Annotated in this window: 9 protein-coding genes and 3 pseudogenes; 6 read left to right on the forward strand and 6 right to left on the reverse strand. The window is 55.5% G+C overall.

The window, feature by feature from the left end; translation table 11 throughout:
- Positions 1 to 595: 595 nt before the first annotated feature.
- Positions 596 to 1813 (reverse strand): serine hydrolase, encoded by a 1218-nt coding sequence (locus EN932_RS01970; protein ID WP_063169320.1) that lies wholly within the window; start codon positions 1811 to 1813, stop codon positions 596 to 598.
- 354 nt (positions 1814 to 2167) lie between these two features.
- Positions 2168 to 2545: pseudogene (locus EN932_RS01975) on the reverse strand (alanine dehydrogenase); the annotation flags it as partial.
- 458 nt (positions 2546 to 3003) lie between these two features.
- On the opposite strand from EN932_RS01975, the gene EN932_RS01980 reads away from it, so the two are divergent.
- The 4 genes from EN932_RS01980 (at position 3004) to EN932_RS01995 (ending at position 8411) form a co-directional block, all read left to right on the forward strand.
- On the forward strand, positions 3004 to 3846 hold the full coding sequence (locus tag EN932_RS01980) for a transporter substrate-binding domain-containing protein (protein ID WP_063169318.1): 843 nt from the start codon (positions 3004 to 3006) through the stop codon (positions 3844 to 3846).
- Positions 3847 to 3906: 60 nt separating this feature from the next.
- Positions 3907 to 4881, forward strand: a complete 975-nt coding sequence (locus tag EN932_RS01985; RefSeq protein ID WP_063170377.1) for an amino acid ABC transporter permease — start codon at positions 3907 to 3909, stop codon at positions 4879 to 4881.
- Positions 4882 to 4975: 94 nt separating this feature from the next.
- Positions 4976 to 5719, forward strand: coding sequence for an amino acid ABC transporter ATP-binding protein (locus EN932_RS01990; RefSeq protein ID WP_135921822.1), 744 nt, complete (start codon positions 4976 to 4978; stop codon positions 5717 to 5719).
- Positions 5720 to 6071: 352 nt separating this feature from the next.
- A complete protein-coding gene (locus EN932_RS01995; RefSeq protein ID WP_063170375.1) occupies positions 6072 to 8411 on the forward strand; it encodes a penicillin acylase family protein in 2340 nt (779 codons plus the stop codon).
- A gap of 830 nt (positions 8412 to 9241) precedes the next feature.
- On the opposite strand, the pseudogene EN932_RS02000 reads toward EN932_RS01995, so the two are convergent.
- Together EN932_RS02000 and EN932_RS37860 are read right to left on the reverse strand one after the other, a co-directional pair.
- Positions 9242 to 10698, reverse strand: a pseudogene (locus EN932_RS02000) (MFS transporter).
- 155 nt (positions 10699 to 10853) lie between these two features.
- The gene (locus EN932_RS37860; protein WP_164548527.1) at positions 10854 to 11009 is read right to left on the reverse strand and encodes a hypothetical protein; all 156 of its coding nucleotides are present in this window, start codon (positions 11007 to 11009) and stop codon (positions 10854 to 10856) included.
- Positions 11010 to 11267: 258 nt separating this feature from the next.
- Between EN932_RS37860 and EN932_RS02010 the strand changes: the two genes are divergently transcribed.
- A complete protein-coding gene (locus EN932_RS02010) occupies positions 11268 to 12443 on the forward strand; it encodes a Xaa-Pro peptidase family protein (RefSeq protein WP_063169317.1) in 1176 nt (391 codons plus the stop codon).
- A 2-nt stretch (positions 12444 to 12445) separates the two neighbouring features.
- Here EN932_RS02010 and EN932_RS02015 read toward each other — a convergent pair.
- Together EN932_RS02015 and EN932_RS37865 are read right to left on the reverse strand one after the other, a co-directional pair.
- Positions 12446 to 13077, reverse strand: a pseudogene (locus EN932_RS02015) (IS5 family transposase).
- Between the two features lie 85 nt (positions 13078 to 13162).
- On the reverse strand, positions 13163 to 13333 hold the full coding sequence (locus EN932_RS37865) for a hypothetical protein (RefSeq protein WP_164548526.1): 171 nt from the start codon (positions 13331 to 13333) through the stop codon (positions 13163 to 13165).
- 443 nt (positions 13334 to 13776) lie between these two features.
- Between EN932_RS37865 and EN932_RS02020 the strand changes: the two genes are divergently transcribed.
- Positions 13777 to 14940: a M20 aminoacylase family protein gene (locus tag EN932_RS02020; RefSeq protein WP_063169316.1), complete on the forward strand. Its 1164-nt coding sequence runs from the start codon at positions 13777 to 13779 to the stop codon at positions 14938 to 14940.
- The last annotated feature ends 27 nt before the right edge of the window (positions 14941 to 14967 follow it).

Genomic DNA, 14967 nt, shown 5'->3' on the forward strand with positions numbered 1-14967 from the left:
GCGGCCCAGCAGCGGCTAAAGGCGCTGGTCGCCCGGTTTTCCAAGGTAACCGCCGATCTCACCGTCCAGAAGCAGCGCAAGAGCGCTGCCACTGATGCCGATACCATTGCCTGCGTATTCCGATGAAGCCGGCCACCGATTCCGATTTGAAGCCGGCCAGTCATTCCGATTTCATTCCGGCCAGCATTCCGATTTGAAGGCGGCCATTTTTCGGTCTGATCCTGGGTCTCGTTGATGTTTGGGTTGGGTTTTGTTTCAGGTCAAGCTGACGGATAAGCCCGAAAGCGGCACCATGCAAGAATACAATAGGTCCACCGGTTCCATTCTCGCAATACAAAGTCGCGACGGCCCCAATCAATATGCAATGTTCGGTGATCATTGTTTCCTCAGCAAAAGCGAGCCAGATCGGTCTGCATTATGCATATGGGAAGCGAGGCTTCTGGTATTTACTTCATAAGCGTAGCAGCGTCTACAGGCCTTTTGCGCCAATTGCCCCCTAGCCGAACGCAGGAATTCGGCGTAGGCGCCCCAGTTCTTCAACCGCGAATTTGCAGGAAATTCCTAAACAAGCGCGGTGACCGTCTAGTGCATCAAGTTACGCGCGGAGCATCCTCCCCAATGCCTGCATCTGCGGCCTTCTAATCCGATCAATGTGGTCGCAAGCGGGGTGCGACCCGAAGCGCGCAATCACCATCTCCGCCTTTGGCGCTATGTACAGGTTCTGGCCGTAAAGGCCCCGACCTTCAATAGCATCAAGCTCGTCGTGTGATACCCACCATTGGCTTCGGTATGTATAGCCGAATGGGAGGTCCGGCTTGGCGGGGTGGTCGAGATCTTGAAGGTCGTAGACAACACTCGCGGGAACCAGTTGCTTGCCATTACACGAGCCTTCACATCGCATCAGCTCGCCGAAACGCGCCAAGTCGCGCAACGTCACATTGAGTCCGCTATGCGCCCTCGGCATACCGTTTGTCGGGTCGATCTCGACATAGGCGTCTTCTTCGCAGCCCAGTGGCAACCATAAGCGCTCCTCCAACAGTTGTGCGAACGACCGGCCCGTTGCGCGCGACATAACCCAAGCCATAACATTGGTATCGACGCCTTTGTAGACAAATTTGCCGTGCGCCCCTTCCTTTCGTATGGTACGCAGGTATTCGCATCTATATGACTTGTCTACACTTGTGTAATCTTCAGTAAAAGCAACGTTAGTTTGCATGTCCATGACTTGGCGGAGCGTTGCATCTTCCCACCCTGTACCTCGTAATTCCGGCACAAACTGCGATATTGTCTTCCTGTCGTCGAGAATGCCCTCATGCACCAACGCCGCGGCTAGGGTGCCCGCATACGATTTGGTGATTGACTGACACGAATGTTGTACGTGCGGCGCGAGTGCGCCGAAGTATCGTTCGTATATGATCCGCCCCCGATGCAGGACCAAAATGCCGTCGGTGTAGGTGTCGAATAGCGCCTCCTCGAACCGGTTGGTGCGGTCGTCCATGTCGACGAACGTGAGCCCATCGATTTCGGTAGACCTGTTGCTGCACTCAAGCTGCGACGGTCCGCCCCGCCCTCGCCACACTTGGACTGTGGGCCGCAGCTCACGCATATGCGATAGCGACCAGCGAAGCTGAGGAAAGGTCCAAACAGTTTCATTCTCGAATGTTACACGCTTGTCTGGCGGCGGCGGCGCACCGCGCATCCAGCCAAATTCGCGAGGATCCGATGCACGGCCGTCCAGGTATTGCTGTCCGTCGAATTCGAGTACGCTCTCCGACGCGTTACCGACGGTTTGCCGTTGTTTGAATTCTGTCATACATGGGATCCAATTTCATGCCTAGGCGCCCCCGGCGCCAGCTGGCTATCGAGAGTTGCGACCCAACCTCGGGAGTTCGGACTGGACTAAATCACAACATGTTATGATCATAGCAGCGGCAGGCGCGCATTCTATGCGAAATGTCCTCGACAACGCAGCAAATCAGCGTTGTATTGCGGCCGGCGCATACTTGCGGCCCCGCTCTCGCGTGGCAAGTAGGACCTAACTTGCCGAACGCTTCCAGCTACAAGAGGCATGAGCCATCATGCGCAGTATGCCGAGTACATCTCGATTAAACCGGGTCCGAACGGGTTGACAATTGTAACGCGTCTCCGCTGTCCGAGCTACGATGAGTCAAAAATTCTCTGGTCTATCAACGATGTTGACCCAGAGGGATACGTGCGAACTCGCAAGGCAAGAAATCGCGAAATGGCATGGGCGACTCTGCATGTTGGCGACGCGATAGTGGATAACGCCGTCGCCTTCGTAGGTGGGCTCGGCTTGAGTCGTCGCATGCGACGTCTCGAAGCAACCGCCCTGGTCAATAGCGACGTCGACCAGCTCCGAGCCCTTCTTCATGCCGGACATCATTTCGCGGGTGACGAGCTTTGGCGCGGCAGCACCGGCGATCAGCACGGCCCCGACCACGATGTCGGCAGAGAAGCATTCTTCCTCGAGCGCCCCGACGGTTGAGTAGCGGGTGCGCACACGGCCGGCGAAGAGGTCGTCGAGATTAGGGAGGTCGAGATTAGGGAGGTCGAGATTAGGGAGAGAGAGGGGCTTGGACCGCAGTTCCCACGTGACCAGAGTCAGCCCTGCAAGGTGTAATTCAACGCGCCAGTCCAGTTTAGATCCTTCCAAACAAGACGTCTTGTGGCGATGCAATCTGCAGCCTTCGGAGTCCAGCGAGTTGGCGAGTTCGCCGACCTCTCTGAGGCCAGGGTATCCGTGCTTTGTGAAATCGCCAGAGCGATCCGGCGAAAGCCAAGGGTAGTTCGCAGGAAACCTGCATCATCGAACTCGATTTCGCTGAATGCCAACAATGCAGAGCGATAAGGTGTCGTTCGTTAAATGACGGACCGGGATGGGTCCAATCAGCAGGGAGCAATGGCGCACCGCTAAGACACTCCTCTCGGTGGCGACGAAGGTAGCTTTCAAGAAAATAAGAACGAGAAAAAAGGGAACTATAGATGAACAATCATGTAACGACGGTCGTAGTTGCAGTCTCCATGGCGGTTGCGTCGATGTCTTTGTCAGCCAAGGCTTGCGCCGGCGAAGTCCTTGATCGTGTGCTCGCGGCACAGACATTGACGGTAGCGGTCGGGTCCGACTGGGGAGCCTTGTCTCACTTGAACGACCAACATGAACTCGACGGTGATGATGTAGAGGTCGCGAAGGGCATTGCGGACTACTTGGGCGTGAAGATCAAATTCGTGACCCCGGGCTGGGATATCATTCAGGCAGGCCAGTGGGGGGGGCGTTGGGACATGGCCATGGGTCAAATGACGCCGACCAACGATCGCGCCAAAAAATTCGCCTTCCCGGCCATGTACTTCTACGAAGGCGAAGTCGCTGTCGTTCACAAGGATAGCAAAGCGACGAAGCCTTCCGACCTGGAGGGCAAGATCGTCGGCGTCCGAGCGGGAACTCTTGGCGATTTGTATGCCAATCACAAGCTCACACCGGCATGGATCGGCGCTAAGCCAATACAATATCAATTTACAGCGGGCCAAGTGAAGGCTTATCCAAGTGCTAACTCTCTTACGCTTGACGACCTGCGCCTCGGCGATGGTGTTCGTCTCGATGGCGTCATTACTGAAGGAACGACGGCGGCTGCGGCAATCAAATCTGGCTATCCATTGAAGGTTATTGGCGATCCCTTATTCTACGCCCCGGGCGCTGTCACAATCGAGCGTGGCGATAAGGAGTTTATCGACAAGGTCGCTGCCGCGGTCAAGAAGATGAAGGATGACGGCACTCTTGCTAAACTCTCGGTCAAGTGGTTCGGGGGGGATTTCAGCGTCGATAAATAACATGACACAATCGTGGGCGTCCCCTTCCCGGGGGCGCCTCTTCTTAGGAAGAAAATGCTTATGCTTTACCACGATACAGTTGAATCTGAGGTGCTCGTCCACAAGCCATGGTTTATCGGCTGCATATTTGCAATTGTGCTCGCGGTTTTTCTTATCTTCAACGTAGCGGGCACCACGATGGGCGAACTCCTACGGCCCGTGATTGGCGATCACGCACAAGTGAAGTTTTACAGTCGCATTGCGATCGCTTTTGTAATTGCCGCAATGTTCTGCCTCAACCTCGTGCTGATTGGTTTTGTCCCGCTCAAAATCCAAATCGGGATCGTATGGTTTGAGTTGGTGCTACTGTTCCTTTCGCTCTTCGCGGCATTTGACTTAAGCATGCCATTTATTTGGGCAAACCTGCCATTTCTAATTACGCAGGGGGTAGTTACTACAGTTTACGTATCAGCGATGTCACTGCTATTTGCGTCGGCTATCGCAATAATCGGCGCGATTGCGAAACTGTCAAGCAACGGCATGGCTTACGCGATAGTCAGCTTCTACACTTCATGCTTCCGGGGTCTGCCGCTTCTCATGCAGGTTTATCTGATCTACATGGGCTTGCCCCAGGTAGGTTACGTTATTAATGCCGTGCCTGCAGGCGTGTTGGCGCTTTCGCTATGCAGTGGTGCCTACATGACGGAGATCTTCCGTTCGGGCATAGCCAGCATCGATCGCGGCCAGTGGGAGGCATCCCGGTCATTAGGTTTCGGCTTTGCGCTCACAATGCGCAGAATCATTCTGCCGCAAGCGCTTCCGGTTATCATTCCCCCGATGGGAAACACGTTCATCTCAATGCTCAAAGACAGCTCTCTCGTTTCGGTTCTTGGCGTTTGGGAGCTGACGTATCTAGCTCACTCACTCGGCCAGCCAACCTTCCATACTATGGAGATGCTAGTAACAGCGGCAATGATTTATTGGATTTTATCCGCCTGCCTGGAACTGGTCCAATCCCGGATCGAGGACCATTTTGCCAGAAGTAAGAAGCGATGATCGTGAATTCATTGGTCAAGCTAAAAAAGACGTCTAAGTTGGTTCGGCCATTTTCAAGGCACTTACAGATGCGCCAATGAACAAGAGAGATGCAATATTGAGCGACGAAGTCATCGAAGCTAAGAATGTATCCAAATGGTATGGTGCCTTCAGAGCACTAACTGACATCAACCTAACCGTCCGCAAGGGCGAACGTATCGTCATCTGTGGGCCCTCAGGCTCGGGAAAGTCGACGCTGATCCGTTGCGTCAATCGGCTCGAAGCGCACCAGGATGGCGAGATTACCGTCACTGGGATTAGGTTACATAACAAAATGCGCAACGTAGCTGAAGTTCGCAAAAGCGTCGGCATGGTTTTTCAGCACTTTAATCTTTTCCCGCACATGACCGTGCTGATGAACTGTATGGCGGCGCCGATGTGGATAAAGGGCGTTCCAGAGGGTGAGGCTAGAAAGATCGCGCTTAAATTCCTAGAGCGCGTGCGCATTCCCGAACAGGCGAACAAATATCCGGCTCAGCTCTCCGGGGGACAGCAGCAGCGCGTCGCAATTGCCCGGTCCCTCTGTATGGAGCCTGCAGTCATGCTCTTCGATGAGCCGACCTCCTCGCTCGATCCAGAGATGGTCGCTGAAGTGCTCGAGACTGTGACCGGACTCGCACGCGACGGCATGACCATGGTATGCGTCACCCACGAGATGGGCTTTGCGCGCGCCGTGGCCGATCGAGTAATCTTCATGGATCGAGGTGAGATCGTCGAAGAGGGTACACCGCACGACTTCTTCAGAAACCCGCAGCACGAAAGAACGAAATTGTTTCTCAGCCAGATCTTGTCGCATTGAGGGAGCCATCCTTCAACGAGGCCGTTCGACCGAGTTACTGTGTATCGAATGCGTTGCCTCAGGCCAGCGAGACAACATGTGCGGATATTGTATTCGTACGTATTGGCTGACATACATCAGAGCGTTCTCGGCAAGCGCCTCGTTCCCGGAAGCGCGAGAGTAGGATCCCGCTGAGCTTGTGCGCAGCCCACCGTGCCAGTTCGCGTCCAGGCGCGCTGAGGATTGGCTCGCCACACATGATCAGGTTGCAAGAGTGCGGCCTCAACCCTCTGCCCGCAACCGACCACAATCTGCAGACGTCGTCCTCTGGCAGATTCCCGACCATCTTTGGGTGAACCAAACGGATCAACACATGTTAAAGAACATAACCTTCGACCGCCACAGCTCCGACAAGCTTAAGAGTGAGGTCACGATCGACATTGATAAATGGGGGGTTCCTCATATCAAGGCTCAGAACTTGCACGACCTATTTTTCGCGCAGGGTTGGAATGCAGCTCGAGACCGCCTCTGGCAAATTGATATTGCGCGCAAACGAGGTCTCGGTCTCCTGTCACGAGACTTTGGCCCCGGATATTTGGAGCAGGATCGGGCGGCGCGTCTCTTTTTATTTCGCGGAGCCATGAGTGCAGAATGGCAGGCGTACGGCCCGGATTCCGAAGAGATATGCTCAGCGTTTGCCGAGGGGATCAATTCCTACGTAGACAGTTGCCATGACGGTTTGATTGCCTTGCCACCCGAGTTTGGCCTCCTCGGTCACACTCCCGACTATTGGAAACCCGAAGACGTCGTTCGCGTGCGAACGCACTCACTAACCCGAAATGCGATTTCGGAGCTTCTGCGCTGCAGGGTGATGGCATTGGCAGGTGTGGAACGAGGTACCCGCCTCGACAGGTTGAGACAAGAATTGTCACCTCCGATAGCGCCACGACCAGCGGAGGGCCTTGACCTCGCCTTTATGACAGATCGAGTACTGCAGGATTTTCGCTTGGCAATCTGTCCCGTCTCATTCTCGAGGGAAAGACTTGCAGCAAGTCTTCAGGAAGCTGACCGTTGGACCCGCGTAACACCGAGTGATGAGATCATGCAGACGGTGTTCCAAGAGGGCTCAAACAACTGGGCCATATCCGCAACAAAAACCACAACGGAGCGACCAATCCTTGCTCTAGACCCGCATCGCAAGCACGTCCTTCCGTCCATCAGGTATCTTGTACACCTGAGTATGCCCGGGCTCGATGTAATTGGCGCTGGAGAGCCTATGATCCCAGGAATCTCCATGGGTCACAACGGGACAGCCGCCTTTGGTCTGACTATTTTCGGCGCTGACCAAGAAGATATTTATGTTTACGAAACCAAGAGTGAGGGAAATAAATACTTATATAAAGGGGCCTGGGAGCAGGTGAAGACTATACACGAGAAAATTCCAGTTCGCGCCCACACCGACCAGGAGGTAAAGCTTCAGTTCACACGCCATGGACCCATTTTAAACCAAAATGCTGAAAAAGACCGCGCCTTCGCACTGAGAACCGTATGGATGGATCCCGGCATGGCACCTTACATGGCCAGCTTGGCCGTAATGCGCTCTAAGACATTTTCAGAATACACCTCCAGTCTAGCAAACTGGGGTTGTCCTTCAGTTAATCACATCTATGCGGACACGTCGAATGTAATTGCGTGGAAACCGTCAGGTGCGGCTCCGGTCCGAAGAAATTGGGACGGCCTGCTTCCGGTTCCAGGAGACGGTCGGTTCGAATGGGAAGGGTATTTGTCACCGGACGATGGGCCGTTCGAGATGAACCCCGCCAAAGGTTTTGTCGCCACTGCCAACGCAATGAATGTTCCGGAGGAATGGAGTAGATCGCATCCTGCTTTTGGCTACGAGTGGTCTGACAGCAGCAGACATGATACCCTTCATACAACTCTCTCACGATCAGAGAAGATCTCGTTGCGGGACTGCATGTCGCTGCAATGTTCGGTGTATTCGCCGATAGCAGTTCGTATTCTTGCGAAACTAGACACTCTTCTCGGTTCGGTTGCAAACATGCCTGCGTTGCACTTATTTTCTAACTGGGACCGGCATTTGGATGCGAGTTCGCCAGCCGCCGCGTTCTTTGAGATTTGGCTTAGCAAACACCTTGGCCCGACAGTAGCTCGCTTAGAAAGCGCTGACGATGAAGTGTTGGCACTGCTCGTGCCTTTACAGCCTTCGGCCATAGCCTCTTGGCTCGAACAGGCAGAGCCTAGTGAAAAGTTGAAGCATTCCATAATGGAATCCCTAACTTCTGCCTGGAGTGAATGCATATGTCGATTTGGCGACGATTCTGCCTCATGGGCATGGGGCAGTATACATAAGCTTGATTTGCGCCACCCTCTGCAGGCACTGACGTCTGAACAATGGTCGTTGGGCGCCATAGCCCTCGGCGGAAGTAGCTCAACGCTCAATTTTTCGAGTTACCGAAGCGGCCAATTCTCTGTTTCAGAAGGACCGTCAGTGCGGATAATCATGGACGTTGGGTCATGGGATGACAGTCTCTTTATTAACAATCCAGGTCAGTCGGGTGTTCCGATCTCAAGTCATTATCGTGACCTCAATCACGATTGGCAACGGGGCGAATACAAGCCCTTGTTATATTCAGAGGAGTCCATACGGAGGGAGCTCGAACATAGGGTCGTCCTGTCTCCCGCTGACTGTTGAGGATGCGACAGTATAGGCCGCTTACCATTGTAGCAGGAACATATCGGTCGAACTCACCTGGCGGCAAGGTGAGGATCGACACTTTAGCGCCCGCCGGCCGACTTTGATATTGACAGCGGAACGCCCGGCCGGAATCTGGATGCGCTTGTGGGGCAATGATCCCGCTGGTGTGCGGCGACCACCCCTGATCGTCACGAGCAGGGCCGTCGCGGCCTCCAATAATGTTGCAGGAGACTTAGAAGCGGGATGTCCCGCATTGGCAATTGCTCTGCCTTGGGGCCATAGGGAAGAGGGGTAAGGTGCTGGCCCGACCACCGGAGAGCGCGTCTGTTACTACAAGGCTCGATCGCGGCCGCATCACGGCCCTCGGCGGCTGCCGATAACGCGCGCTTCGGGCGCTACCAGTACGCATTGGCGATAATCGCATCTGCTGTAGGAGAGCACTTGATTCGAGACTGACAGTGCGACGGTCAACAGGGTTCGCTATCATTGTCGAGCCGAGTTCAAGAATGGACACATACCTCAGGGAGGACCTTTCAGGGGGCAGACCATTGTCTGTCTCCTCATCCGAGAAACAAGCTAACCTCGCAGAGAGTGGCATCAGGGCAACACGTCATTGTCCTTCGATGCGACTGAATATCGACGACTTCAACGCGGCTTGCCGCCTTCGCGTATAGCCGCAGGACCTTGAATGCCGGGAACCAGCCGAGAAATGTTGGCGGTGGGTGAGCGCCTTTCATTTTTCAAGTCCGCTACATTCTGTCTGTCATATACCCGAAGGCGGCGATGCTTGTTGCCCGCCCGATGTGGTTAGCAGTTGACGTGCCTTCTTATGTATCTTCATTCAGCCTGCGGTGGCACGCTGGCCGTTTCGTTGAATGGCGGGGGAAAAAAGGCGTTGATGACTCAGGCTTGCGTGGAGCACTCGTGGGGCGCTCGATTGACAATGTTATTCGTGGAGAATGCTTTCCTTTGTGGAGGAGGATGATTCTCTCGTCCAGTTCCTTGTCGGCCTCGGTAAGGCGATGATTCAGGCGAAGGTAGTCGGTCCAGGTCGGCGTACGGAATGTCTCCGTCCATAGCACAGGCTCCTGAAGGTTGCGCTGGAGAGTCCAGTGCCGAGCACCAACGCGACTCTGTACATGCCGGCACCCGCGCATGGCGAGGAATTCTTCTAGATTTTCCACGAGTATGAGGTACTCGACTTTGACCACGATGGGGCCGCTTCTCGGCTTGAGACTGAGGGCGACTGCCGGCGCGTCGAATTCCTCCAAAGGGTCGGGCTCGGCCTCGCGACCCTCGCGAAGGGGAAACAGGACGCCGCTCGCAATGGAAGAGGCAGTGCCAGAAAAAGGGAGCACGCCGCACAGGCGACGCATGCCAGCGTCATTAGTTGCTCTTCTGACAAGCTCCGTCTTAATAGGCTGTTGGCGACGCCAGCCATGACGGCGCCTGTGCCGAAGCCGGCGATGATGGTGCCATAGGCGAGCGGTCCTTCGCCCAGCTGATCGCGGACAACCAATGGCAGCAGTGCGAGTATGGCGATGCCCGACAGGCCAAAGAAGGTTCCGCGGGCGATCGCCGTCTTGATTTCCGATGACATCGCTGTGAAGCGCAGCCTGTCATAGATGGCCGTCCTCATTGACTCACGTGGGAGAAGTGAGGAGCGAACCTTCCATTTGCATCGCCATATGGTGACCAAAGGGATCATATAGGTGAGTGTAAACATAGCGAAAGCCGTCATAAGTCCGAACGACGCAATCATGATGCCGCGAGCGCCGGTCCCACGGTCCGTGCAGTGTTGAAGCCAATGGAGAGGAGGGTGACGGCAGCGGGAACTTCGCGTCGGTCCACAATATCGCCAACAGAAGCCTGCCAGGCGGTATCGTTGAGCGCGGCACCACTTGCGATCAAGAAGCTGAAGCCGAAGATCATCCACGGGGCGATAAAGCCCAGCACCACTGAAGCCGTAGCATCGCGGATGCTATTACCATTAGGCATCGGCCGGCGAACATGACTCTTCGACGGCTGAAGTTGTCGGCGAGAACCCCTAGCGAAAATGGACAAAATGAAAGCGGGCAGGTTAGACGAAGCCTGCTCGAGCGCAACCATCAGATCGGAGGTCGGAACCGTTGCCATTAGCCAGCTGATAGCAACGGTCTGCATCAGCCAGCCAAGGGAAGAGACTTGAGAGGCTAAACCAGATTGAGCGAAATGTCGTATTCCTGAGCGGCGCAAACGTCTTCGGCGAAACTACATCCGCATCTGCGCCCGCCGCTTTGCTCATTGCTCCGACCGATTCGGTTCCGCCAAGCTTAACCACTTCGCGCGACACGATCCTCTTACACGTCGGATGCGCCAAATGCAGTCTTTGTATTAGTGTCATCTGGTAGCGAGATGCGGAGGTGGCGGCGGAGAGCCGTCGCTGGTGTCGCAGCGGCCTTACATCAGTGCAAACATGCTGTTGCGTGGCGCCGGCACAGTTCCCCCGGCGTCGGCGGCTTCGCCGGCAAGAATGCGAAGGCGCGCCGACTCGCTGCCAAGCTCAAGGTCGTCAGCATGGTTCTTCTGGCCGAGGCTGACGAGCTTGCCGAGCAACTCGGCGCCTTTGTCGGCGATCCTCTGGCGAGAACAAAGCTGTCGGAGACCAGCGTTGCCTGCATTGAGCGGCCGATGAAGGCACTATGCGCATCTCGCTGCGAGATGCAGCCGATATAAAAACAGCATTTGACGCTAGCCGCCAGGAAAGGGGATTGTCACCCCGCATGAGCCGGCGAAGCTTTTGTTCAATTTCGAACATGGACGCGATCGCGCGTTTTGCGCAACCAAACCACGACACACTGATTGAGGTGAGATATGGCGACGACACGCTCCGCAATTCCTCTGACTGGTGTACCGTTTCCGATATCAGAGTATGAGCGCCGGCAAAACAATGTGCTGGATGCGGTTGCTACGGCAGGCTTGGACGCAATCGTAGTAACGGCGCACGGCCACTTGAAGTATCTCAGCGGCTACGATGGGAGCGGTGGATATTTCGCGCCTTTCCCTCTTATTCTGATGCCGGGTCGGGTCCCGATATTTGTTGTCCGAGAATATGACGAGCAGGCAGTACGTTCATATAGCTGCATCGAGGAAATTGAAACCTATACACATCAGCCTGATTTTGGCAGGGTCTGCGCCGATGTATTGCGTCGACTCGGACTGGACAATAAGCGAGTCGGTTTCGAGCTTGGCTGCTGGAATCTCGCGCCCGCCGACGTGCGCGCAGTCCAAGACCAGCTCCCGGATCTGAAGATTACTGACGTCACCCGACTGGTCTCGTCAGTGTCAGCAGTGAAAGGAGAACTTGAGTTGGCGTGTATGCGCGATGCTGTTCGACTCACTGACGTGGCAATTCGAACCTTTCAGCAATCGCTTCGTCCCGGCATTACGGAGATCGAAATGGCAGCGGCCCTAGCTGCGGCGGTAACAAACGACCCCAGCAACGCCGCTGGGGATATCGGGCTTGCGCCGGGTACCATTTTGTTTGGAGAGCGAGTGAAGTTGCCCCATGCGCCAGCGACCCATCATCCTCTCAGCAACAACGAACCTGCCTTTCTGGAGATAGGGGCTTCGAAACACGGGTATACAGTGGGAATGGTTCGATGCGCAGTCCTTGGCAAACATCCCGAAACCGAATCTTTGCACGGCTTGGCTGAAGAGGTCATTGCGGCCCTTGTCTCCTCGATTCGACCAGGTGCTACGCCGGCGGACGTTCACGCTGCTGGGGGCGAGGTGTTGAAGCGATCTGGACGCAAGGGCGTCTTCCGCCAACGAACAGGATACCAAACTGGCATCAATTGGACTGAGCGCGGCGACCTAAGCCTGGAGCCCGATGTAAATGAACCACTCCGAGCTGGCATGACCCTGCACATGCCAAACATTTTGTGCAGCGAAAGTGGCTACCTATTTGGTGCCGGCGCACACGTGCTCGTGACAGAGCGCGGCGCGGAACTCCTGAGCGAAATCCCGCCAACACTTTATCGGGCGTGATGCTAGGCGGCGTGGACAAATTTGAGCCAGTATCTGGCGGTGGCTAGGTAGACCATTCCGAGGAAGCTATTGGCCAATTGATCGTAGCGGGTGGCAATGGCCCGGTTGATTTTGAGGTGGCCGAACATGCGCTCGATTCGGTTCCGCTGCTTGTAGAGCGCCCGGTCATACTCGATCTTCACGCGGCGGTTTGATCGGCCGGGTATGACGGGTTTAATCTTCCGCTCGGCGAGATCGGCGCGAATGGTATCGGCATCGTAGCCCTTGTCCGCAAGGAAGGCGTCCGGTGCACGAGTCCCCCTTTTCCGCCCGCTGCCGAGACATGGGCGCGAACTGTGGTGCTGTCGATGCTGTAGTGGCCGCTGTCCGCCATGACCTCGGCGAGCATTACCGCCACGGTCTCCCAGACCCCGGCCTCGCTCCAGCGTCGGAACCGACGATAGATGGTGTTCCAACTGCCGTATTTGGGCGGGACATCCCGCCATGGAGCGCCGCAGCGGAGCCGCCAGAGAATGCCGTTGATGATCGAACGATTCTGCTTGGGAGGTCTACCTCGGCCGCGTTTGTCAGGGTCGATGGGCAGCAAGCCCTTGAGAACACGCCATTCTGCTTCGGTGAGATCGCCCCTGCTCAAACCTGCCTCCAAAAAGCAGCCTTGAATCAATCCTCTTGGGCTACGTCAATCGCATCGACGTCCGAAATTCCGTAAGGCGGATATACTATTCCGCCAAGGTGATGGACAGTTCGAGAGGGCTGTCGCTATCCGCGAAAAATCGGCTGCCATCCTCAAACTCGATCACCACCTCTCCATCGCGGTGGCGCATGACACGGCGAACAACCTTGCCAATCAGCATCGACGTAGCTCGTTCGCTCTCTTCTTCCAGTGTCATTCCCAATGCTAACAACCCGATCGCAGGAAAGCGACCCTGCTAACATCGAATTTGTCCACGCCGCCTAGGGTCTGCGGTTTGCGGATTGAGTGGCAAAGCGCATGCAGTCCTGGAAAGTAGGTCGTGGGAGGGGGAGGAGTGTCGCGATGGTGACAGCTCTTCCTACTCAGACCTTTGCCATTGGCCGTTGCCAGCAGAGCCAGAGTTTATGATTGCCAGCACTTCGCAGCTGGTCCTCTAAGGCCGAAGCTTATCCATTTGAGGGCAAACGGCTTGTTATCGGGTCGCAGTCGCCGGCGCCAACACCGAGGCCTGAACGCGGGGCTATCTCGGTTCTAGATGGTTACGATATCCAAACTGCATTTGACGAAAACACCGGTGGCATCGATCATTAATTACGCACCGGCGCCTGATCCAAATTACTCAAATGCGGGAACGTGCCTATGGTTGGCGTTGACAGGTTCAAGGAGATCGAGATCGAAGCGATGACTTGGCGCCGGTACCTGCACGAGAATCCGGAGCTTGACTATCGGGTGAATGACACAGCGGCATTTGTGGCGGAAAAGCTGGCTTCCTTCGGGATTAACCACATCGAGTGCAGGATAGCTGAAACCGGCGTGGTTGCGTTGATCCAAGGTCAACTCGGAGATGGGCCCACTATCGGGTTGCGGGCCGACATGGACGCTCTGCCTATACTCGAAGCTTCAGGCAAACCTTGGACGTCGAAAAGGTCCGGACAGATGCACGCGTGTGGTCACGACGGGCATACTGCAATGCTCCTTGGCGCCGCGAAATACCTCGCCGCGACCCGGAACTTCAAAGGGTCCGTTGCCCTGATCTTCCAACCTGCCGAGGAAGATGGCCGCGGCGGCCAAAGAATGGTCCAGGAGGGGATCATGGACCGTTTCGGGATATCTCAGGTCTTTGGCATGCACAATTGGCCAGGCATGGAGGTTGGTGCGTTCGGCATTTGCGAAGGTTCGATTTTTGCCGCGCTCGACGAGTTCGATATTGTGGTCAAAGGCAGAGGGGGTCACGCGGCCGCTCCCCATCTGACAATTGACCCCGTCGTTGTTGCAGCTCAGATCATTTTAGGCTTGCAGACACTAGTCTCACGCAACACGGACCCCACCGAGTCCCTGGTGATCTCCGTCACAAAGCTGAACGCCGGACAAGCTTACAACATCATTCCCGAACGCGCGGAGATTGCCGGAACAGTCAGGACACTGTCACCGATTTTGCGCGACTTCGCTGAAAAACAGATTGAGGCGTGCGCGGAAAATATTGCACGCGCTTCCGGGGCGAAGGTCGAGTTTCAGCATCGCCGCCTGGAGCCCCTCACTGTCAATCATCCCGATCAAACGCGTCGGGCAACAGAGGTGGCGCGTGCTCTGGTCGGCCATTCATCGGTGAACCCCAAAGTCAAACCTAGTTTGGGGTCAGAGGACTTCGCGTACATGCTAGAGGCGCGGCCGGGGGCATGTATACTGCTTGGAAATGGATCGACTGCTGCTCTCCATAATCCAACCTACGACTTTAACGATGAAGCACTGCCATACGGCATTGGATACTGGGTCAACTTGGCCGAGGCTGCTCTAGCACCATGACATTGTCCAAGCAAAACAACCTTGGCT

Source organism: Mesorhizobium sp. M7A.F.Ca.US.002.01.1.1 (assembly GCF_004022955.1).
Taxonomy (GTDB): Bacteria; Pseudomonadota; Alphaproteobacteria; order Rhizobiales; family Rhizobiaceae; genus Mesorhizobium; species Mesorhizobium ciceri.